This window comes from Alcanivorax sp. IL2 (assembly GCF_047495475.1).
In the GTDB taxonomy this organism is placed as follows: Bacteria; Pseudomonadota; Gammaproteobacteria; order Pseudomonadales; family Alcanivoracaceae; genus Alcanivorax.
In genome coordinates, this window is record NZ_CP179932.1 from 1,486,425 (window position 1) to 1,507,781 (window position 21,357).

Annotated in this window: 23 protein-coding genes; 6 read left to right on the forward strand and 17 right to left on the reverse strand. The window is 58.9% G+C overall.

All coding sequences use genetic code 11. The features are described from left to right. Positions 1 to 3 precede the first annotated feature (3 nt). A complete protein-coding gene (locus ACMG4N_RS06975) occupies positions 4 to 1,008 on the reverse strand; it encodes a hypothetical protein (protein ID WP_414433149.1) in 1,005 nt (334 codons plus the stop codon). A gap of 141 nt (positions 1,009 to 1,149) precedes the next feature. On the opposite strand from ACMG4N_RS06975, the gene ACMG4N_RS06980 reads away from it, so the two are divergent. Further along, positions 1,150 to 1,833 (forward strand): OmpW/AlkL family protein, encoded by a 684-nt coding sequence (locus ACMG4N_RS06980; RefSeq protein WP_414433150.1) that lies wholly within the window; start codon positions 1,150 to 1,152, stop codon positions 1,831 to 1,833. A gap of 153 nt (positions 1,834 to 1,986) precedes the next feature. Here the strand turns inward: ACMG4N_RS06980 and glpE are convergent, their stop codons facing one another. Together glpE and rhlB are read right to left on the reverse strand one after the other, a co-directional pair. Then, positions 1,987 to 2,307: a thiosulfate sulfurtransferase GlpE gene (gene glpE, locus ACMG4N_RS06985; RefSeq protein ID WP_297770504.1), complete on the reverse strand. Its 321-nt coding sequence runs from the start codon at positions 2,305 to 2,307 to the stop codon at positions 1,987 to 1,989. Beyond that, on the reverse strand, positions 2,282 to 3,538 hold the full coding sequence (gene rhlB / locus ACMG4N_RS06990; RefSeq protein ID WP_297770507.1) for an ATP-dependent RNA helicase RhlB: 1,257 nt from the start codon (positions 3,536 to 3,538) through the stop codon (positions 2,282 to 2,284). The genes glpE and rhlB overlap by 26 nt, the downstream gene beginning before the upstream one ends. A gap of 111 nt (positions 3,539 to 3,649) precedes the next feature. Here rhlB and ACMG4N_RS06995 point away from each other — a divergent pair, with 111 nt between their 5' ends. Next, a complete protein-coding gene (locus ACMG4N_RS06995; protein WP_052042996.1) occupies positions 3,650 to 3,910 on the forward strand; it encodes a DUF1145 domain-containing protein in 261 nt (86 codons plus the stop codon). 8 nt (positions 3,911 to 3,918) lie between these two features. Here ACMG4N_RS06995 and ACMG4N_RS07000 read toward each other — a convergent pair whose 3' ends face one another. From ACMG4N_RS07000 to ACMG4N_RS07015, 4 genes are all read right to left on the reverse strand, one after another. Then, on the reverse strand, positions 3,919 to 4,509 hold the full coding sequence (locus ACMG4N_RS07000) for a DUF938 domain-containing protein (RefSeq protein WP_414433151.1): 591 nt from the start codon (positions 4,507 to 4,509) through the stop codon (positions 3,919 to 3,921). Then, the gene (locus ACMG4N_RS07005; protein ID WP_297770514.1) at positions 4,509 to 5,348 is read right to left on the reverse strand and encodes an SDR family NAD(P)-dependent oxidoreductase; all 840 of its coding nucleotides are present in this window, start codon (positions 5,346 to 5,348) and stop codon (positions 4,509 to 4,511) included. The genes ACMG4N_RS07000 and ACMG4N_RS07005 overlap by 1 nt, the downstream gene beginning before the upstream one ends. 301 nt (positions 5,349 to 5,649) lie before the next feature. Beyond that, entirely contained in the window at positions 5,650 to 6,393 is a 744-nt protein-coding gene (locus ACMG4N_RS07010; protein WP_414433152.1) for a lysophospholipid acyltransferase family protein, read from the reverse strand. A gap of 96 nt (positions 6,394 to 6,489) precedes the next feature. Next, positions 6,490 to 7,197: an START domain-containing protein gene (locus tag ACMG4N_RS07015; RefSeq protein WP_414433153.1), complete on the reverse strand. Its 708-nt coding sequence runs from the start codon at positions 7,195 to 7,197 to the stop codon at positions 6,490 to 6,492. A gap of 244 nt (positions 7,198 to 7,441) precedes the next feature. Between ACMG4N_RS07015 and ACMG4N_RS07020 the strand changes: the two genes are divergently transcribed. Both ACMG4N_RS07020 and ACMG4N_RS07025 read left to right on the forward strand, forming a co-directional pair. Continuing rightward, complete coding sequence (locus ACMG4N_RS07020) at positions 7,442 to 8,737, forward strand: sialidase family protein (RefSeq protein ID WP_414433154.1); 1,296 nt, start codon at positions 7,442 to 7,444, stop codon at positions 8,735 to 8,737. Next, positions 8,727 to 9,377: a hypothetical protein gene (locus tag ACMG4N_RS07025; protein WP_414433155.1), complete on the forward strand. Its 651-nt coding sequence runs from the start codon at positions 8,727 to 8,729 to the stop codon at positions 9,375 to 9,377. Before ACMG4N_RS07020 ends, ACMG4N_RS07025 begins: the two co-directional genes overlap by 11 nt. Here the strand turns inward: ACMG4N_RS07025 and ACMG4N_RS07030 are convergent. Together ACMG4N_RS07030 and ACMG4N_RS07035 are read right to left on the reverse strand one after the other, a co-directional pair. Then, positions 9,329 to 10,873 carry a sodium:solute symporter gene (locus tag ACMG4N_RS07030; protein WP_414433156.1) on the reverse strand — a complete coding sequence of 515 codons (1,545 nt, stop codon included), beginning with the start codon at positions 10,871 to 10,873 and terminating at the stop codon, positions 9,329 to 9,331. The genes ACMG4N_RS07025 and ACMG4N_RS07030 overlap by 49 nt on opposite strands. A 76-nt stretch (positions 10,874 to 10,949) precedes the next feature. Further along, positions 10,950 to 11,546: a cold-shock protein gene (locus ACMG4N_RS07035; protein ID WP_414433157.1), complete on the reverse strand. Its 597-nt coding sequence runs from the start codon at positions 11,544 to 11,546 to the stop codon at positions 10,950 to 10,952. 268 nt (positions 11,547 to 11,814) lie between these two features. Between ACMG4N_RS07035 and ACMG4N_RS07040 the strand changes: the two genes are divergently transcribed. After that, a complete protein-coding gene (locus tag ACMG4N_RS07040; protein ID WP_414433158.1) occupies positions 11,815 to 12,861 on the forward strand; it encodes a GNAT family N-acetyltransferase in 1,047 nt (348 codons plus the stop codon). A gap of 337 nt (positions 12,862 to 13,198) precedes the next feature. Here the strand turns inward: ACMG4N_RS07040 and ACMG4N_RS07045 are convergent, their stop codons facing one another. The 8 genes from ACMG4N_RS07045 to ACMG4N_RS07080 form a co-directional block, all read right to left on the reverse strand. Continuing rightward, entirely contained in the window at positions 13,199 to 13,564 is a 366-nt protein-coding gene (locus tag ACMG4N_RS07045) for a hypothetical protein (protein ID WP_297770533.1), read from the reverse strand. Positions 13,565 to 13,759: 195 nt separating this feature from the next. Then, positions 13,760 to 15,667 (reverse strand): M48 family metallopeptidase, encoded by a 1,908-nt coding sequence (locus ACMG4N_RS07050; RefSeq protein WP_414433159.1) that lies wholly within the window; start codon positions 15,665 to 15,667, stop codon positions 13,760 to 13,762. A gap of 10 nt (positions 15,668 to 15,677) precedes the next feature. Further along, complete coding sequence (locus tag ACMG4N_RS07055; protein ID WP_290510005.1) at positions 15,678 to 16,265, reverse strand: LemA family protein; 588 nt, start codon at positions 16,263 to 16,265, stop codon at positions 15,678 to 15,680. 320 nt (positions 16,266 to 16,585) lie between these two features. Beyond that, on the reverse strand, positions 16,586 to 17,041 hold the full coding sequence (locus tag ACMG4N_RS07060) for a DUF962 domain-containing protein (RefSeq protein ID WP_414433160.1): 456 nt from the start codon (positions 17,039 to 17,041) through the stop codon (positions 16,586 to 16,588). Positions 17,042 to 17,270: 229 nt separating this feature from the next. Continuing rightward, positions 17,271 to 18,182: a heme o synthase gene (gene cyoE / locus ACMG4N_RS07065; RefSeq protein WP_414433161.1), complete on the reverse strand. Its 912-nt coding sequence runs from the start codon at positions 18,180 to 18,182 to the stop codon at positions 17,271 to 17,273. A 2-nt stretch (positions 18,183 to 18,184) separates the two neighbouring features. Then, complete coding sequence (locus tag ACMG4N_RS07070; RefSeq protein ID WP_414433162.1) at positions 18,185 to 19,255, reverse strand: COX15/CtaA family protein; 1,071 nt, start codon at positions 19,253 to 19,255, stop codon at positions 18,185 to 18,187. A gap of 13 nt (positions 19,256 to 19,268) precedes the next feature. Then, a complete protein-coding gene (locus ACMG4N_RS07075) occupies positions 19,269 to 19,883 on the reverse strand; it encodes an SCO family protein (protein WP_414433163.1) in 615 nt (204 codons plus the stop codon). Continuing rightward, positions 19,883 to 20,638, reverse strand: coding sequence for an SURF1 family protein (locus ACMG4N_RS07080; RefSeq protein WP_414433164.1), 756 nt, complete (start codon positions 20,636 to 20,638; stop codon positions 19,883 to 19,885). Before ACMG4N_RS07080 ends, ACMG4N_RS07075 begins: the two co-directional genes overlap by 1 nt. Before the next feature lie 161 nt (positions 20,639 to 20,799). Between ACMG4N_RS07080 and ACMG4N_RS07085 the strand changes: the two genes are divergently transcribed. Then, positions 20,800 to 21,057, forward strand: coding sequence for a twin transmembrane helix small protein (locus tag ACMG4N_RS07085; protein ID WP_052042991.1), 258 nt, complete (start codon positions 20,800 to 20,802; stop codon positions 21,055 to 21,057). The last annotated feature ends 300 nt before the right edge of the window (positions 21,058 to 21,357 follow it).

Here is a 21,357-nt window from a genome sequence, read left to right on the forward strand (position 1 = left end):
TCACTATTCATTATTGATTATCTTTCTGCACGCTTCCGACTGATAAAAATCATCCAGTACCCACTGGATAAACGGTGCCAGCACACCCTGTTCGATCAGGACAGTGGCGCCGCGGGCCAGGGCGGGGGCGGTGATGTCTCGGACTTGGTTTTCGCTTATCTTCATGCCATCCAGCAGGGTTTGCAGGGGCATATCGCTGAGGGATTCAACGGCGGCGTGGATGCCTACGCTGACCAGGCGGCGGGTGTAATCCAGACGGGCCGTTTCATCGCCGATGGCACAGCTCTGGCTGATCACTTCATCAATGGTGCCGGCGGGTACCAGCTTCAGGTAGTTGGCGGGCTTCAGGGGAGCCACACGCTGATAGCCATCGCGGGCCAGTTGTTCGATGCGCTCGTTGGTGAGCTGCTTGTTCAGCCACTGTTCACCGGTTTTCAGGGTGACACGGATATTCTTTCTCAGGTAGTCGCGGATGGATTCTTCCATGCCGCCCATGGCCTTGCCCACCATGCTCTTGCGGCCCATTTTCATGACGCTGCTGACGCCGGGCAGTTTGGCCAGGGCGTTTTCTTCCAGCAGAAAATTCTTGATGCCGGTGTAGAGCATCTCGCTGACCATTTCGCTGACCAGCGGATGGCTCATGGCCGCGTGGATGGCTTTCTCGCGCAGGGTTTGCAGCTTCAGCACCTGCTCCAGGATCGCTTCGAAATGCTCTTCGCTGAGCAGCTCGCCGACAGTGGCGGGATCCTTTTCGGCAGCTTCCCAGACCGCCTTGCTGACATCGCTGACCACACCCTGTAATCCCTGGGCACTGAGTGCCTGTTGCAGCCATTGATCCACCACGGTGGTCAGGGAATCACTGTCTACCAGCTTGCCCAGCGGTACAGCTCCCAGGTTGCCGCTGGCCTGGGCCATCAGGGCATGCCAGTGCTCTTCATTTTGCAGTTGTGCACAAAGGTGTGCCTGGTGCGCATCACGCAGGGCGGAGATGAGTTCGGCGGATGACATGTAGTAAAGCCTCTTTTTATTGATTTAGAACAATACCCCCGGTCGCCATCGGTCTTTCAATAGTGCCGGTGCGGTGGCCATTACAGCCCGTGTCGGGTATCGGGTCACTGCCTCTATCTTGCTGGAAGAAAGGGGAACTGTATGCAACTGCGAGGACAAGGAAAAGCGGCGCTGCTGCTAACTGGGGTGTTGATGGCCGGGCCTGCCCTGGCTCACAAGGCGGGGGATGTGATTGTGCGTCTGGGGGGGATCAAGGTTGACCCGGATGCCAGCAGTGAGACCTTCAACCCGGCGTTGCCGGCAGTGGGGGGGCTGGGTGTGGATGTGGATGACGACACTCAGGTAGGCCTGACCCTGGCCTATATGGTCACCGACTCGATCGGTGTTGAACTGGTGGGAGCCACGCCCTTTTCCCATGACATCCTTCTGGAGACCGGGGGCGGTGGTGTGGCCATTGGGGAAACCAGCCATCTGCCTCCGACGCTGCTGGCGCAATACTATGCGCCACAGATCGGGCCGATGCGGGCTTATGTTGGGGCTGGCCTGAACTACACCCTGTTTTTTGAGGATCGCATTGATGATGCTGTGGTGAGCCCGCTATTGGGGGGTGCCGATGCCGATGTGAAGCTGAGTAACTCCATGGGTTTTGCCTGGGAGGTGGGGGCTGATTTTGCTCTCGACGACAACTGGCTGTTCAACGTCAGCGTCTGGAACATCGATATTGATACCGAGGCGCGGCTGTACGTGAATAATGCCCGCGTGGACAAGATCGATGTGGAAATCGATCCCTGGGTCTACATGGTGGGGTTGGGCTACCGGTTCTAGAAGGCGCTGCACGCATCATGCAGAGGCCGAACCTTGCAGAGGGAAAAGTGGCGGAGATGAATGGCTGCCTGAAGGCATGGGCGCCCGCAATCATCTCCGTCTGGCGTTTGCAAACCGTGTTGTATGGCGTGCCGCGTGTTACTTCTCGCGTGGTTACGCCATCTCTTCCAGCAGTTCCGGGAAGCGCTGGCGCAGGACTTCATAGCCTCCGTCCAGGCTGACCACGTCATTGAATCCCTGTTCGCTCAGCCAGTCGGCGGCGCCCTGGCTGCTGTTGCCGTGGTAGCAGTAGATCACCAGTGGCTTTTCCGCAGCGGTATCGGCCAGAAACGGTTCCACGTTGGCCTGGGTCAGGTGGACGGCGCCGCGTAAATGGCCAGCAGCAAAACTGGCCGGGTCGCGGATGTCCACGAACAGGGCATCGCCCTGCTCGAAACGGGTTTTGCCCTCATCCGGGCTGATGCGTTTTGCCATTCTCTGAGTCCTTCTCGGCGAGCAGATCCGACGGCGGGTACTCGCATTCCAGTTTCATGCCGATGGCATTCTCCAGTTCCGGCAGCAGGAAGGCATCGTCTTCACAGGCAAAGCTGATGGACATGCCGCTGGCGCCGGCCCGGCCGGTACGGCCGATACGGTGTACGTAGTCTTCCGGGTCTTCCGGCAGGTTGTAGTTCACCACATGGGATACGCCGTCGATATGAATACCGCGGCCGGCCACGTCGGTGGCGATCAGCACCTGTAGATCACCGGCGCGGAAGCGTTCCAGGGTCTTCATGCGCTGGGTCTGCGGCACATCACCGGAGATCAGCGATACCTTCAGCCCTTTCTTGTGCAGGCGATCGCTGACCCGGCGGGTAATATCCCGGCGGTTGGCGAATACGATCACCTTGTCCATGTTCATGCCGGTGATCAGGTTGTAGAGCAGGGTGAACTTGTCGTCGGCGTTGGTGATGTAGACCTTCTGCTCCACGGTGTCGGTGGTTACCTGGGTGGGCTCGATTTCCACCACTTCGGCAGCTTCGGTCCAGCGGCTGGCCAGGTTCATCACATCGTCACTGAAAGTGGCGGAGAAAAGTTGGGTCTGGCGGTACTGGGGCTTCGGGGTCATGCCGACGATGCGTTTCACATCGGGAATAAAGCCCATATCCAGCATGCGATCCGCTTCATCCAGTACCAGGAACTCCACCCGGTCCAGCCACAGGTCGCGGCGCTTGGCGAAATCCAGCAGGCGACCGGGGGTGGCTACCAGGATGTCGATCAATTCGTTTTGCAGGCGTTCCTGCTGGCGGTTGAAGTTCATTCCGCCGACCACGCTCATGACCTGCAGATCGGTGTACTTGGCCAGCGCTCTGGCATCTTTCTCGATCTGCATGGCCAGTTCCCGGGTGGGGGCCACAATCAGGGCGCGGGGCTCGCCGGCGTAGCGTTTCACCTGAATGGGGTGGCGCAGCAGGTCGTTGATCACGGTGATCAGGAAGGCAGCGGTCTTGCCGGTGCCGGTCTGGGCCCGGCCGATGGCGTCGGCGCCGGCCAGGGTGTGTTCCAGCACTTCCGCCTGGATGGGAGTGCAGTACTGGAAGCCCTGCTCGGCGATGCCGCGCATCAGGCTCAGGTCCAGATCGAAATCGTGGAAGCGGGTTTCGCCGTCTTTTTCCGGCACCGGGAACTGATCCAGGGTCCAGGTGCTTGTGTTGTCTTTTTGCATGTATTCGCTCAGTCTGAATGCAAGTGTTGGTGCCACCGTTACGGGCACCCGTTCCTGCTGAAAACGGGGTATTGTAGAAAAATTAACCAGCGCTGTCAGAGGATGTTTCGTATGGGCTTGCTTCGCGGCGTTATTGTAGTGTTTTGGGTGGCGGTAGGGTTAGCCATTTTCCTGGATCTGCCGTCCCCGTTTGATCGATTGCTGTTGGGCGCCGGACTGGTGGTAGCGGTGCTGCATCTCCTGGAGTGCATTGGCTTCATGGTGTGGATCCGTCGACGGGGCCTGTTCCACTGGCGCGATGCCCTGATGATCATGATCTTCGGGGTGGCCTATCTCAAGCCCAGAATGCGAACCATTCGGCGTACGGTATAAGCAGCAGCCTAATCCCGGCCGAACACCAGTAACCGGTTATTGGCGGGCATCTCGTGGTCGGCCAGCAGGTGTCTCTGCTGGCGGGCAAACTGTTCCACCACCCATTCATGGTCGCGAATGCCGCGCTTGTCGTCCATTTCCTTCAACCATTGATCAAATTGACGGTTGGAGTCACTGGTGTACTGGCCATCGTAGTTGAACGGGCCATAGACCAGGAACTTGCCCTGATCGGTCAGTTGTCGGCAGCCCTCTTGGATACAGGTTTCCACCAGGGTTGCCGCCATGATGTGGAAGGTGTTGGCGGTAAACAGGTAATCGAAGGGGCCGGTGGGCCAGTGAGCGGCTACATCCAGTTCCACTGGCGGTAATGCCCGGCTCCCCGGGTCACTAAGCCACTGCCGTATATGGGGCAGGTTGGCGGCCACATCGGAGGGCTGCCAGTGCAGATGGGGAAGGCGCCCCGACAGCCAGGCCGCATGCTGGCCGGTGCCAGCACCGATCTCCAGTAAGGCGCCCGGGGCCTGACAATGCTGTTGCAGCACGGAAAGGATCGGGGCCTTGTTGTTTTCGGCGGCTTGAGAGTAGGGGCGCTCTGTCATTACTTCTTGTTCATGAACTTCTGGCCCATCACCATCAGGCGCTGGTAGCTGGTGGGCATCAGGCGCTGCATGGTATCGATGGCCAGGGCGTCAGAGCCGATCAGTACCCGACGCTTGTTCTGGCGAACCCCCTTGAGGATGGTGCTGGCGGCTTCTTCCGGTGTAGTGCGGAACATCTTCTCGAAATCTGCCTTGGACTGTTCCGGATTGGACCCGGTGATGGCGGCCACGTCATCGCTGATGCGGGCGGCCTTGGCGATGTTGGTCTTGATGCCGCCGGGGTGAATGGAGGTGGCGGATACACCGCATTGTTCCATTTCCAGCTCAAGGCGCAGGGATTCGGTAAAACCGCGCACGGCAAATTTGGCCGCGTTATAGGCGGACTGGGTGGGAATGCCGATCAGGCCAAACACGGAAGACACGTTGATGATGTGGCCTTCGCCGGCTTCCTTCAGGTAGGGCAGGAATGCCTTGGTGCCGTAAACCACGCCCCAGAAGTTGATGTTCATCAACCACTCGAAATCGTCGTAGTTCATTTTCTCTACGGTGGCGCCCAGTGCCACGCCAGCGTTGTTGAAGATCATGTTGGCGTAGCCGAAGTGGTTGACCACATCGTCGGCAAAATCATAAAACGCCTGGCGGTCGGCCACATCCAGTTTGCGGGTCATCAGCCGGTCTTCACCCAGCCCCAGCAGGTCGGCGGTTTCCTTCAGCCCGGTTTCGTTGATGTCGGACAGGGCCAGCTTGGCACCCGCGGACGCCAGTTCCTGAGCCAGAGCACGGCCAATGCCGGAACCGGCACCGGTGATAACGGCAACTTTGTCTTTAAAATTCTTCATGATGACTCCTGTATCCGCTAATTCAGTGGCAAGTTGAAAGTTCAAAGTTTCAAGGCGCGGGCAGGCTTGTTTGAAACTGATATGCCCTGCCCGCGCAACAAAGTTGTAGCAGCGCGGGGGCAGAGGTTTTCAGTTGGCACTGCCGGCGCCTGCACTTTTCAACTTTGAACTTTCAACTTGCAACTCGATTTGGCGACCGAGTGTAGACACTTTGTCACTTCAGAATGGGCCAATCTTGTCAGACAAGGAAGGGCCAGCGTGGCGATGGCGCCGCCCAGAGGTGGCGCTGAGGATAACCGGCTCAAAGACTGAGTTGCGGGCAGGCCTCGCCAAGTGGGGCGGCAATGGCTGTTTGGCTCTGGTGCATTAATCGAACCCGTTCTGCCTCGCTGGAGCCCACCGGAACAATGGCCGTGTGCAGGGTGATCTGCGCATGCTGGCCGGGACGGAGCCGTGCGGTCCCCGGCGGCAATATTTCGAATGTCCCGGTTAGAGTGACGGGAAGCACCGGTAGTTGCAGATCCTGGGCCATCTTGAAGGCGCCTTTCTTGAACGGCTTGAGCTGCCCGGTACGGCTGCGGGTGCCCTCCGGGAAGAACAGCACACTGGCGCCGTTGGCAAGACGGGCGCGAGCCTGGTGGAGGCTGGCAATGGCTGCCTGGGTGTCGGAGCGGTTGATGAAGATATGACCGAGCTTTTCGCAGCAGATACCGATTACCGGCATCTTTCGCAGTTCGTGTTTCATCACCCAGCGGAAATCCACCCCGAGATAACCATAGAGCACAAAAATATCGAACTGACTGAGGTGATTGGCGACGATCACATAGCTCTGGCCCGGCTGCAGGTGTTCGCGGCCATGCACATCCACGCGCACGTTACTGTAAAACAGACATAGCCTTGCCCAGGGTATCGCAGTCAGGCGGGCGACGCGGTCGGCGGGCAGAAAGGGCACAAGCAACAGGCACAGTGCTCCGAATAGCAGAGTGGTGGCTGCCATCAGCGGAACAAAAACCAGCCAGCTATAAAGGAAGAAAAACAGCCGCATGGGGATAGAGCTCTCCGTACCTGTTCAGGTCTTTCCTTATGGTAAGGGAGAGCTGGCCGAAAATGACAGACTGATAATCACTTTGTTACGTTTTGGTTATTTGCTGCTGTCCAAAACGGCCGCCGGGCGACCCGGCCCGTGCAGGTCCAGGTAATCGTAGTAATGATTCTGGTATTCCGGCTTGCTGACGATGCGGCGTAACCGCTCCAGGGTGAAGTAGGGGGCGTCACGCAGCAGGATGTTGGCGATCCAGGCGGGAATGTAGCCGCCGGGGTCGAGAATCAGCTCGTAGGTCATTTCCACTTTCTGGTCGCCCAGGCGGCGAAAGCCCAGCTTGCCGGTCATTTCCGGGAAGCGGATATACTCATTGTTGGGGGGCAGGGCATCAGGACGGTTGATCAGGTCCACCATCACCGATTCTTCGTCTTCAGTCAGGGTCTGGGTGACCTTGGCCCGCAAAACGGCTTCACGATCTGCCAGTGGCCAGGGAAGCTGCGTGGTAAAGCGCAGGGATCTATCCAGCGGGCTGATCCGGTTGAACTCTTCCGCACTGTCTACAAAATGCAGCCACTTGGGATAGGACGGATAATCATTGAGCAGGGCGACCAGGGAATATTCATCCGCCAGCGTAAAGCGGGTCACGCCGCGGAAGGTCTTCAGTCGGGATTCATCCCGGTGCTTCATATAGACCTGAATCTCGTTGCGGTCGCTGACCAGCTTCCAATCCTGGAGTTCGTCGCTGTCGGCAGCTCGGGCAAAGATGGCAACAAAGAGTGCCAGAAAGAGAACAATGAGTCTGTCCATAGAAAAGGGGGTGTCCTTGCATGCCTGTTATTGGAATAAGGTGCGGCGGCATTATGCCATTATTGAGATACCGCTGAACATATTTTGACCGTTGCCGTATATTTCTGCCGCACGCTTCGGACAATCGGTTGCCATTCGGCGCTTCGATGGCAGGCAATTTTATGCTGTTTTGCTAGACTTGCCTGCCGCAGGTCGGCGCACCCGATTCGCTGACGCAATAAAAATGGTTTTTGGCCAGCTATCTATGCTTAAACGTGCATTTCATCTATTTGTTGGGGCTGCGTTGGTGGCGGGGTATTTTGCCGCTTCGCCGTCCCATCTCTGGCAGCCCGGCCCAACCATGGTGGTGGAACCACAGGGCAAGGTGCCTGACAACTCCCAATGGCGTAGCGCCTTCGTGTCCGACGGGGATACCCCGTTGGTTCATGCCGCTTCCATGGTGGAGTTGCCGGATGGCACCCTTCGCGCCTTCTGGTTCTCTGGCAGCCGTGAAGGGGCGGCGGATGTGGCCATCCACTCCTCGGTGTTCGATCCGCAGTCGGGTTCCTGGTCCAATGAAGAGCCGGTCATCACCCGGGAGCAGATTGCCCAGGGGTGGGGGCGGCATGTCCGCAAGCTGGGCAATGTGGTGCCGGTTCTTGATGAAGATGGCCGTATGCGCCTGTTTGTAGTGGCGGTCAGTTTTGGCGGCTGGGCAGCAAGTCGGCTTGTGGTGATGGAATCCTTTGATCAGGGAAAGAACTGGCGCTTCGATCAAGCGCTGATCACCACTCCCTTCCTCAATATCAGCACCCTGGTGAAAACGGCTCCCATTCGTTATAGCGATGGCACCATCGGTCTGCCGGTTTATCATGAAATGATTGGCAAGTTCGGCGAAATCCTGCGGCTGAACAAGGATAGTCAGATTCTCGGCAAGGCCCGTATCGGCCATGGCCGCAAAGCCATCCAGCCTCTGGTGCTGGTAGACAGTCCTACCCATGCGGTTGCTTTCCTGCGTAATGAGCATGAACCCAACAACGGCTTTCTTTATCAGTCAGAAAGCCACGACGGTGGCTGGCAATGGGAGGCACTGGAATATTCTTCCCTGGAAAACCCCAGCGCAGCGTTGAGCGGTCTGGCGATGGAAGAAGGGCACTGGCTGGTAGCCGCTAACTGCAATCGTCTTGAGCGGGACGATCTGTGCATACGGGAAACCCGTGATGGTGGCAGAAGCTGGCAGGAACGCTGGACTTTCCATGACCGGGAGCGCTGGCGTGGTGAGGAAATGACCGAGCAGCAATTCAGTGCGTTGATTGAGCCGGAGCTGGACAGTGATGTCTTGCCGGAAGAAGAGGAGCAGCTGCTGGATCGGGCTCGTCACAACAAGTGTGACGGTCGACTCGGCTGTGAATTCCAGTACGACTACCCCTACATGATTCGTTCCCGTAATGGTGATCTGCACATGGTGTACACCTGGAACAAAACCGCGATTCGCCACGTCTGGCTGAAAGCGGATTCTCCCAGCAAGAACATCGGCAAGGAGCAGAATAATGACGCTTGATATTCTGGTCTGCGCCCTGGTGCTGGTGGCGGTACAGTTGCGTATCAGTGCATCGCTGTTATCCGTGCGCGGGCGGATCATTCTGTCCGTGCTGGTGTTCGTCTGGGCTGTACTGCCATTTCCCTGGGGGCTGGCCCCGTGGGTGATCAGCTACCTGGCAGGCTTCAGTATCACATCGGGCCTGCTGGCAATCCTGGCGATCCAGCATCGCATTGCCGGTCATTACTGGCTCCCCCTGAAACAGCTGAGGGGCGCCTGCCTGATGCTGGTATTGATGGCGTTGTGGTTCTACCCGATGAGCATGGGGTCCAGTTATGCCGACCCCTATGCCCTGGGCTTTGGCAATTTCGGCTTCAGTACCGCGCTGTTGTTGCTGGGATTGCTGGCCTGGGTGCTGCGCGCTTATGCCACCTGTCTGATCCTGGTGGCGGCGCAACTGGCCTTTGGTGCCGATCTGCTGGTCAGTGACAACCTGTGGGACTATCTGATTGATCCCTGGTTGGTACTCTGGGCGGCGGGCTGGCTGATCCGGGATCGGCTGTTGCAGGCGCGGGCCATACCTGCCCCGCAACAGTCATCCTCTGAGGTTAATCAGCCCCGTGAATCGGCCGACAAATCTGATGCTCTGGCCGGCCAGTAGCTGGCCGCCAGATACCCCACCACAAACATCAGCAGATTGCCGATCAGACCGGTGTAGTAGAGATCGAAGGGGGCGCTTAGCGCCTCCGGCAACACCCCCTTGTTGGTCAGCACAGTCCAGCCGGTGAACACCAGTGTGCAGGCAATCCCGCACCAGGCTGCCCTGGCATCTCCCCGCTTGCTGAAAAAGCCCAGCAGATACAACCCCAGCATGCCGCCGCCCAGCAGCGATACCAGAATGGTGGAGGTGTCCTGCAGGGTTTTGGTGTCCGCCTTGTTCAGCCACAGTGCCCCGGCAATCATCAGGCCGGTGACGGCAACGGCGATGCCCCAGGCGACTTTCAGGTAATGGCGGTCATCCTGGCCGGGGTTGAAGTGGCGCCGGTACAGATCTACCACGCTCACCGTGGTCACCGAGTTGATGCTGGAATCCAGTGAGCTCATGGCAGCCGCCAACGCCGCCGCAATTACCAGACCGGCAACGCCTGCGGGCAGGTAATTGGTGATGAAGTAGGGCATCAGGGTTTCGGCACGGGCCTCGCCGCTGAGAATGGCGCCGGCCTGCACATCCGGGTAGACCTGAAAGAAGACCCACAGGGCGGTGCCCAGAAACATGTAAAAGGCCCAGATCGGCAGGGCAGTGAACAGGTACACCCACAGCCCCTTGCGGGCTTCGGCGGTGGATTGGGAGGCACAGTAACGCTGCACGGTATTCTGGTTGCTGGAATATTCGGTGAGCCAGTTGGTCAGGCCGATCAGCAACATCATGGTGGCGGTCTTTTCGCTCAGCGACAGCGACCAGGAGGTCTCGCCGGGGGCGCCATCCTCCCAGGGAGCCAGGGCAAATTTGCCGGCCTTGCCGGCCTGATCAACAATTTGCCCCAGTCCGCCGGGGAGCGCATCGAGTATCACCCACAGGCACAGCAGGCCACCGAGTAACAGCACCACAGTCTGCAGCACGTCGGTCCAGATCACCGCATCGATCCCGCCAATCACCGTGTACAGCCCCACAAAGAGGCCGCCCAGCACAATGGCGGTGGGAGGAGACAAGTCGGTGACCTGCTGAATCAGCAGGGACAACAGCCACAGGATCATAGCCAGCCGCACCACCTGTGCCACCAGAAAGGCGACCGCGCCATACACCCGGATCGAGGGTCCGTAGCGTTGTTCCAGAAATTCGTAGGCGCTGGTCATGTTGCCGCGCCGGAAATAGGGCAGGAAGACAAAGGCCGCTACCAGCATGGCCGGCAACAGGGCCAGGTTGGGCAGATAGCGTAGCCAGTCGGTCTTGAAGGCGTCGGCGGGGTAGGCCAGAAAGGTAATGGAGCTGATGGAGGTACCCACCAGTGACAGCCCGATGACCCAGCCGCGAAAGCGACGGCCGCCAACGAAATATTCCTCGGTACTGGTATTGCGTCGGGAAAAGTAGATACCGATGCCCAGTACGACACACAGGTAGCCTGCCAGGACCACCCAGTCAGCCGTTGCCAATGTCATTATTATTTTCCACTACAGGCAGCATGCTGCACGCAACACACTACCGCGTGCGGCATGTTGCGTGTGGCGTGATGCGTTACTGTTCGATGTAGACGTTATCGGCCTGTTCGCCGCGGTCGGACATGCGGGTATCAAAGCTGACTCGGGTGCCGGTGCGCAGGCTGCGACGACCACCGTTCTGAACGGCCTTGAAGTGTACAAACAGTTCCTCGCCACCGTCGGTGAGGATGAAGCCGAAGCCCTTGTTGGGGTTGAACCACTTCACTTCGCCGCGCTGCTGGCCGTTACCGCCCAGGGGCAGTTTGGCCGGTATCAGTTTACCCAGTGGCAACAGTGGCAGCAGGTAGACCAGCACCGGCAGCCACAGCCACCACTGATCCGCGAATACCACGCTGCCATGGCTGGCCACCAGGCCGGCCAGGTAGAAAAACACCGCCACATGCAGAGGCAGACGCTGACCACCGCCAAGCAGGCAGACCAGGTTTACCACGGCCGCCAGTAACAGGCCCAGGCCGGTTTGCTGACTGTGAATGTTGGAAATTTTCACCACGGCGAGATTCTCGTGGAGGGTGACCAGTGCCATTTCCGGAGCGAACAGCAGCCAGGCGCCAGGAATGGCCAGTAACAGGGCTGCAACGACATAAAAAACGGTCAGGGGTTTGGAGACATTCATGAAATTGACGTTACCTTGTTGAGCAATGAGTGATAAAAGTAGCCGCTTCTGGCCATTACGCCGCTGCTTCGCGAAGAATATGCGGTCACAATGGGTGGCGCTGGCCTGAAACAGTCTCTGTAAACCGCCGGAAAACGAGGCGGTATTGCACGGCGCCACTGTTTGCGACGAGATCCCAGCCGTCGGCACAGGTTATCGAGCCGTACAATTCGCGCATTGTACCCAAGCCGGCGGCGAAACTCATGCGGCATGCTCATTTGGAGTGACAGTGTCTGTTTATCCGTTCCTCAGCGACGCCTTTTTCGATGCCCTGCAAGGCTGTGGCGCCGTTACCCCGAAAACCGGCTGGCAGCCTTGCCACCTGGAAACCGCTGCCGGCTGGATGCCTCTCTATGCGCGCAGCCATTCCCGGGGCGAGTATGTGTTCGATTACAGCTGGGCGGACGCCTATCAGCGCCATGGCCTGGATTACTACCCGAAACTGGTTACCTCGATACCCTTTACGCCGGTCACGGGTCCTCGCTGGCAGGGTGACATTTCTGCGGATTCGCTCTGGGGAGGGGTGCAGGAGGCGCTGAGAGAAAAGCAGGCCAGTGGCTGGCACCTGTTGTTTCCGGATACGGCCTGCCGGGAACAGTTACAGGAACTGCCGCTGGTATCGCGCCAGGCCTGCCATTTTCGCTGGGTTAACCGGGATTATCGGGATTTCGATGATTTTCTGGGCCAGTTTCAGTCCCGCAAACGCAAGAACCTGCGCAAGGAACGGCGTCGGGTTCAGGAACAGGGGCTGACCATTACCCGTCATCAGGGAGGGCAGATCAGCGCCAGCGACTGGGCATTCTTCTACCAATGCTACGCCAGCACCTACCTGAAACGGGGTCAGCTGCCCTATCTGAACGAGGCCTTCTTCTCCACCGTGGGCGAGCGGCTGGCGGGTCAGCTGATGCTGGTGCTGGCTCGGGATGGAGACCGGCCGGTGGCCGCGGCGCTATATTTTTTCGACGCAGAGTGTCTTTACGGGCGCTACTGGGGATGCCTGGAGGAGCGTGACGGCCTGCATTTCGAGCTGTGCTATTACCAGGGCATCGAATTTGCCATCGAGCGGCAGCTGGCGGCGTTTGATCCGGGGGTGCAGGGGGAGCACAAGATCCTGCGCGGCTTCGAGCCGGTGATAACCTGGTCCATGCACTATCTGCGTGAACCGGCTTTTCATGACGCCATTGCGAATTTCTGCCGGGAAGAAGCGGCGCACGTGCAGCGTTACCGGGAAGAGGCCATGACCCTGCTGCCGTTCAGAAAAGGGGGCGGAGACTAGCTACGAGCTACGCTTGTTGGATAGGGAAAGGCCAAGAAGTTCCCACGAACCTCGTGTTCTCTACGAAGCCGCTGTAGGAGCTATGCTTGCATGGCGAACCGCGCTTGCGCGGAAATCGACCGCAGGGCGATCAGGAATCTCAGAGCTCGACAGGTTTCAGACAATGCAGCCGCCCACCTTTCTGTCTCTTCGCTACGCTCGGTTCGCACCTCAAGCGGTGCTCCTACATTGAATCTTCAAATCCTCGCAAAGGCTGGAATCGCGCCGCCAGCGACGCTCCTACGGCACAAGTTGAATATCTTGCCAGAATTCCCGCTTTTCAGTTTCTTCCTTGGCGTCAGGCCGCCACCTGCTGCTCGCGCTGGTAGTAAAGTGCCATGGTGACCAGGTCGCAGAGATCCGCGTTGGGGTGGTCCGGGGATTTGGGGCCCAGGCTGGCGGTGACATCTTCCAGGTCTGAACCTGCCGGGTCATTCAGGTCTGCCAGAAACTCCCAGGCATGGCCGTGGTGATCCACCAGGGTGCCGGTATAAATCCCGTCGTCAAAACGGCAGACGCTGGAAAAAACCGTGCTATTGATATTGAACCCTTGGGTTTTCACCCAGGCGGTCAGGGCAGGGTCCAGGCTGCCGTCTCTGAGTTGCGTGGTAGTGCTGGCGACGGCATCCCAGGCATTGCGGGTGCTGGCTTTGTTCGGTTCCATGGCGTCTTCCTCGGCCTTGCTCTTGGATCGTCCCTGAATCATCACTGCTTATCACACCCCCCTGCGACCGGTGGCAGGATTCTGGCGATGACTGCATTTTGCCTGCAATCTCAGGCAAACACAGAGGTGATTTGCTGCAAAGAGTGTAGGAAATATCGCACAAATGAACATTATTCATTTTTTTGAAGTGCGTATTTATCGGTGTTGATTGCCAGCAAAAAGCGGCGGTAGCGGGCACTCCATCAAGGCTGCCATGGCGCGCAGCATCTCGGCTTCACTCACCTGCACCTTGCCGTCAGTTAGCACCAGGTCCGCCAGCCCGTCGATCACCGGGCCTTTAAGCAGGGGAGACAGGTCGGCAAGCCGATCCAGCGCCTGCCCCAGGCGCTGACTGCTGCACTGGGACAGTGGCAGCAAGGTACGGGCCTCGGGCAGCAGCCCATGGCTGGCTTGCCGGAACAATGCCCGGGCCTGCTCGTCGCGAGCGCCGCTGGCCCAGGTCATCACCGAAAACGCCAGTTGCAGTTCGCCGGCTACCGCGCGGTAGCGGTGGAAACGGGTATGGCGATTGCGCCGTGCATGGTCGTCGAGTTGCTGGCGGGCCAGGGCCACCAGTGCCCACTCGAACAGGGTGGTGCGCTGGTCTGCCCGGGTCAGGGTGGCCAGTCGCTCCAGAATCTCCCTGCGCTGGGCCGAGGGTTGTCCTTTAAGTGTGGGGAGTGCCAGATCGATGATGGGCAGACGCAGGCGGCTGCCCAGATCGGACAACTGCTGGCTCAACGATTGTAATGCAGGCAGGTGCTCACTCATGCCGGCGCTCTTGAGCAGGCTTTGCGGATCGCTGTCCGAGCTGCTCATGATCAGGGCATACAAGGCCAGTTCTGCCTGACCGGGGTTGTGAAGCTTCTTGTGCAGATCTGCGGGAATGGCTTCCAGCAGCGAGCGGGCATAGCCCACATCGGCCTCACTGACGGTGCCCACCCGGCGGGAAGGTGACGGGCCGGCCCCGGCCGAGTCACTGCTGTTGGCTTCACTGCCGCCACTGAACGCAGCCACACCTTCCGGCACAGACGCCGAGGGGGCAACATCCGACTGACCGCCACTGCGCGCCCGTGTGCGTGCCCGGGCCACCCAGTCGTTGCCCAGGGCGCCGAGGCGTTCGTCCAGCGGTGGATGAGTGGCCAGCAGATTGCGAAATCGAAAGCCCAGGGTTTCTCCGAAGCACATATGGCTCATGTCTTCGGCGTGTACGGAATCCAGATGGGAGCCATTGCCGTTACGGATCTTGATCAGCGCACCGGCCAGCCCGGCCGGGTTACGGGTGAACTGCACCGCCGAGGCGTCAGCCAGCAATTCCCGCTGTCGGGAAATGGCGGCCTTGATCAGCCGCCCGAAGAACAACCCCAGATAGCCCACCACCACCAGCGCGAGGCCAACCAGCACCAGGCTGTTACCCTTGCGATTGGATGTGCTTCGCCGGGAGGAGCCGCGCAGCATGAATTCGCCGATCTTGCCCAGCGCCAGAATGCCTGCCAGCACGGCAATCAGGCGCAGGTTGAGGCGCATGTCGGCATTGAAAATATGGCTGAATTCGTGGGCGATGACGCCCTGCAGTTCGTCCCGGTCGAGTTTCTTCAAGGTGCCGTGGGTAACCACCAGCACGGTTTCGGAAGGGCGAAAGCCGGCCACAAAGGCGTTAATGGCCTCTTCTTTGTCCAGTACATACAGCTGCGGGGCGGGGATGCCGGAGGCAATGCTCATTTCCTCCACCACATTGATCAGTTTCTTTTCGTCGCTGTGGCGGGTGTCCGGGTCAATCGGGCGAGCGCCCAGCATGGCGGCCAGGCCCTTGCCGCCCCTGCGTAATTTCCAGCTCTTGAACAGGCAGCCGCACAGCATCACCAGCAGGGTGAACACGCTGATCCCCAGTGTCATGGGGTGCGTGAGCCACTGGCCGGGAGGGAGTTGCACGTCCATCCAGGCAAATGCCAGCAGTAGTGCCAGATTCACACAGACCAGAATGGCAACAACGGCCAGGAAAAAATACAGGACCAGCAGCCCGGTCTTGCGGCGAGCCCGCTCCTGATGCTGAAAGAAATCCATGGTCGCCGACTCAGAAGCTGACTTTCACTGCTTTGCGGGCTTCCTCGGTCTCGATTTTCAGAAGCTGGGCTTCCTTGAAGCTGCCGAACAGGCCGCCAATGAAGTTCTGAGGGAACTGTTCGCGATAGGTGTTGTAGTTCATCACCGCATCATTGAATGCCTGACGGGCAAAGCCGATGCGGTTTTCCGTACTGCTCAGCTCTTCCATCAACTGGGCCATGGTGTCGTTGGCTTTCAGATCCGGGTAGTTTTCGCTGAGCGCGAAGAAGTTGGCGAGGGAGCCGGATAGCAGGGATTCAGCCTTGCCCAGATTGCTTACCGCGCCACCATCGTCGGGGTGTTCCGCCGCCGCTTTCTTGGCACTCACTGCCTGATTACGGGCCTCGATCACCTGGGTCAGGGTGTCCTTCTCGTGGCTCATGTAAGCCTTGGCGGTTTCCACCAGGTTGGGGATCAGATCGTGGCGGCGCTGCAGCTGCACATCAATCTGCGCAAAGCCGTTCTTGAAACGGTTCTTCAGGGCAATCAGGCGGTTGTAGACGGCAATGATGTAGATGATAACGGCGACGATAACGCCGATAAAAATAAGAGTCCCCATGACGATAGCCTTCCCCGTGCAGTTTTATTGTGGCTATAAACTACTGCAAAAGTGTTAATGGGGAAAGGCGGTACTAGTAGGCGCCTGTAGGAGCACCTCTTGAGGTGCGAATCTGAGCCCTGGCGAAGGAGTAGCGGTGATCCTTGCTTCAATGCTTTATCAATAAAATGCTTTTGGCGCTAACCTCTAACGCATCCCTCGCTATCGCTCGGTTCGCACCTCGAGAGGTATTATTCGCTTCGCTCACCCTTCGGGCCGCACGGAACTACGTGCGTTACTCCGCTACGCTCCGTTCCTACAGTGGTTTCGTAGAGAGGCTGTCAGTATCTGATGCCCCATTTCCGATACAGAAACCCCATGATCCAGGCCGGGCCGATCATCAGGTACTGGATGTCCTCGAAGAAGGAGGGTTTCTTGCCTTCCACCTTGTGTCCCCAGAACTGGCCGATCCAGGCCACCACAAACAGAACCAGGGATACCCAGAAGACGCTGGCGCCACTAGCGGCGATCAGTGACAGGACGAACAGGCAGGCCAGACTGAAAACCAGCATGCCCAGGGCAATAGGACGGGAAAGGCGAGCATAATAGAGGGTGACGCCAACCAGAGTGAGGAACGCCCAGAAGCCGGCAAAGAAGGGGGCCGGGATGGCCCACAGAAAACCCACGATGCTGAAGAAAATGACTGGTACACAGACAAAGTGGACTTTCTTGTTGGTGGGGTTCTGGTGGCTTTCGCCGTAGGCGTCCAGCCACTCATCCATGGTGCGCGTTGTCATGAGGTCCTCCCGGTTTGTCGTTATACAGCCAGTATAACGCCAACAGGTGGGCGGGATGCGAGGGGCAATTGATAGTGGATAGTTGAGAATCGATAACGGCGCGGATGGGCTGCTCCGTAGCCTGAAAGCAAAGAGGCCGCGCCCAGACATTGAGCGCGGCCTCCTGGGTTGGAGAATCTCAAAATCTGGCTCGCGCCAGTTATCAATTCTCCATTCTCAATTGGTCTTTTTACGCTCCCAGCCACCCGGCCACGGTCTGTGGCGTCACCGGCAGATAGTGGTCGACCAGCAGCGCGGTAAACAGCGCAAAGAGATAGGTAATGGAATAGCCGAAGGTTTTCATCGGCAGTGTCGGGTCATCGGAAAACCGCAGCCGCACCGCGTGGAACAGAAACACCAGCCCCAGGATCAGGGCGCTGAGCAGATAGATCAGGTCGCTCATGCCGGTCAGGTAGGGCAGCAGGGTGCAGATAAACAGCAAAATGGTGTAGTACAGCACCGACTCCCGGGTGAACGGGATGCCGTGGGTCACCGGCAGCATGGGAATGTCGGCCTTGGCGTATTCGTCGCGACGGTGAATGGCCAATGCCCAGAAGTGCGGCGGTGTCCAGACGAAGATGATCAACACCAGCAGCCAGGCATAGGGATGCACCTCGCCGGTGACAGCGACCCAGCCCAACAACGGCGGGATGGCGCCGGCGATACCGCCAATCACGATGTTCTGTGGTGTGGCGCGTTTGAGATAGAGGGTATAAATGAAGGCATAGCCGACAAAGCCGAACAGGGTGAGCCAGGCAGTAATCGGGTTGACCAGAAAATACAGCATGACCATGGAGGCCGCCGCCAGCAGTATGGCGAAGGCAATGGCCGCTTTCGGGCTCAGCTTGCCGGCCACCAGCGGGCGCTTCTCGGTGCGCTTCATTATCGCATCGATTTTCTGGTCCATGATCTGATTGATGGCCGCGGACGACATCATCGCCAGGGTTAGCCCCAGAAAGGCCGGGATGAAGATGTGCATCGGCACCATGCCGGCCGGCTCGGTGGCCAGAAACATGCCGGCCACGGCGGTCACCATCAGCAGCATGACAACCCCGGGTTTGGTCAGGGCCAGGTAGTCGCGCCAGGTGGCGGGTTGGCTCATGGTCACGCTCCTTGCGCTTTGGACGATGTGGACGGAGACGGTTGGCTCTGGCCGCATTTCACATTAATTGCGCGGATGAAGAGTACCAGACTGGCGAGCAGCAGTACGGCCACGAAATTGTGGGCGACGGCCACATCCAGGGGCACGGCAAACATCACATTACTCAGCCCCAGGGCGATTTGCACCACCAGCAAGGCGAAGATTCCCAGTGCGAAATTGCGGAAGAATACACTGCGTGCGCGGATCAGGATCTTGGCTACCAGTGCCAGCACCAGCAGGGTCACCAGCAGAGCACCGAAGCGATGCATCACGTGGATGGTGGTGCGGGCATCGTTATCCAGAACGCCAAATTCGTAGTCCGGTTTGTCATGCTCGTGGCCCCAGAAAATAAAGGCCTCGTCGAAATCGAGCCGATCCTGCCATCCTTCTTCGCACACCGGCAGTTCGGTACAGGCGACCGCCGCGTAGTTGCTGGCGGTCCAGCCGCCCAGGGCGATCTGCACGATCACGGCGATCAGGGTGATGGAGGCAATCGGCTTGAGCATGCGCACGTCGCAATCATTGAGAAAGCGGGGCCAGCGGTAGAGGCGGGCAGTGAGTAACACCAGCAGGGTAAAGGTGGTGAAACCGCCCAGCAGATGCAGCATGACGATGGTGGGCTGCAGCCCCATGGTGACGGTCCATTTGCCGAGGATGCCCTGGAAAATCACCAGCACTACCAGAAACAGGGGTAACTTGAGCGGCTGCTTTTCCTGCTTGCGGTTAATGAAGGAGAGAGCCGCGATGATCAGTATCACCAGGCCCAGGGTAGAGGCGAAATAGCGGTGCACCATTTCCGGCACGGTCTTGTGGGCTTCGCGCAGGCTGCCGGGCAGGGTTTCGTTGGTGGTATTCACATGGTCGATGGCCTTGCGGACATCCAGGTGACCATAGCAGCCGGGCCAGTCCGGACAGCCCAGACCGGCATCGGAAAGGCGGGTCCAGGCTCCCAGGATAATCACTACGGCAACCATGAAAACCGCCAGCAAAGACAGTCGGCGCAGCCAGATTTGTGAAGGAGTAAGCGCTTGCATAGATAGCGTTCCGTTAACCGATCAGAGACCCTTTCAGGGTGCGTTTGAGATCGACGCGGATGTTTTCCGCCTCTTCCAGGGTGGCATCCATGTTCTCGTGCGTGGGGTAACGCATGAAGATCTGGCCGTCCGGGCTGACCAGGAAAATATCGCCAATCGGTTCGCCGGCGGTGGTTTCATGCACCGGCGCCAGGGCGTTATTCACGGTTTGTGGTTCGGCATAGATCGATACCATGCCTTTCACGTTGTTGTTGAGGAATTCGTTGAGGGAGTCCCCTGCCGGAGCGGTATGCAGGATGACCCGTCGCACCCGGTCTACGTCTGCGCCGAGCGTCTGGCGCACCTGGCGCATCTGGTAATACAGGCCGTTCTTGCAGCGGGTGTCGCACTCGCTGCCAGCCACATAAAGGATAGTCCAAAGGCCGGTCATGTCGTCGCCGGTGTAGGCGTCGCCATCGTCATTGACCGCTTTCAGGGTGGCCATGTCGATATGGGGAATCAGTAGCTGCCCCTTGTTTTCCCGCGGCAGTTCCCACGGATCGATCAGAAAGCGGCCCGCCAGAAAGAACAGGACAAAAGGAGCAACGATCGCCGACAGGGTGGCAATGTTCTTGGTGCGTGGAGACATTAGGCGTGTTCCTCTCGCGTCTTTCGCCGGTTGCGCACGGCGGCGGCAACATATATCAGCAGGGCTGCCATTGCCAGCGCAAACCACTGCAGCGCATAAGCCTTGTGCTTGTCCGGGCCCATGGGGGCGATGTCCTGCCAGGGGCGTGGCAAGGGAGGGTGACCGCCCAGAGCCAGATCCGGGCGCACCCGGATTTCGAAGGGCGCCAATTCTACCCCAAGTTTTTCGCCAATGGCGTCAAAATCCACTTTCTGTACCCGTAAAGGCCACTGATTGTCTGGCAATGGAGCGTTTTGGAGCACAAATGTCTCCCGGGAAGGGCGATATACCGTCCCTGCCACGGTTATCCGGTCGTTGATGGCGGGGATCTCGGGTAATTGTTCCCGCCGGGCTCCGCGAGGCAGCCAGCCCCGATTGATCAGTACCCAGTGGTTGTCCCGGGTCTGCATGGGCGTTAACAGGTGGTAGCCGGCTATGCCGTTGCGGATGCGGTTGTCCAGCAGCACGTTATGGGTGTTGTCCAGCTTGCCGGAGACGGCGGCTTGCCGGTGCAGGGGCGCCGGGTCGGCCAGCAAGGCAGACAAATCTGCCGCAGGCTGACGGGCTTTCTCTTCCTGAGCGGCCAGCCACAGCCGCTTTTCCTCTGCCCGCTCCAGTTGCCACCAGCTCAGCCGCAGGCAAAGGGCGACAACCGCAAGGGTGGCCAGAAAGGCGATCCAGGATAGAACCGGGTTGCGGCTCATGGTGTTTGACATGATCTTTGCTCTCGCGGCTGCAGCATCCGTTCTGAACGGGGTGCAGCGCAATAGTGCGTGCACTGGCAGGTGCGGCCATTACAATGGCGGCACATTGTACATAGTAAAACCCGATTTGCCGCCAAGTGAGGGTGAAGGGGCCATCGAGACGGAGTGATTTTATGTGGTGGGTGAAACTGATTGTCATCGTGCTGTTGATTGCGGCAGTGGTTTCGCTGGGGCGGGCCCTGTTCTCCCTGGTCAAGGACGACGGCAAGTCCGGCAAGACCATGCGTGCCCTGGCCTGGCGGGTAGGCTTTTCGGCGGTGATCTTCCTGTTCATTCTGCTGAGCATGGTGATGGGCTGGATTCAGCCCCATGATGTGAACCCCACCAAGCGTTATGGCCAGCCCATCGAGCAGACCGACCAGGCGCAATAGCCGCTTCTATTAATAGAAGGCGGTTGTAAAAGTCAGGTAAAAGCGCGTTACCACCCCGAACTTATCCCCTCGGCAGGCCTCTGACCTTCTGAGTCCGCCGGGTGCGGGCAAATGTGGTGAAGGGTCAGTAAAGGATGACCAGGGAGCAGGATGCGCTTCACCCCACCCCCTAATTGTCTGGAGGCTGCGTTATGGAATGGATGACCCGAGTCATGGTGGTTCTGTTCGTGCGGCTGCTGGCCCGCGCCGAGCAGGTGGCGCTGAATACCGGCGAGCCGTTGCGGGATTCGTTCAAATCCC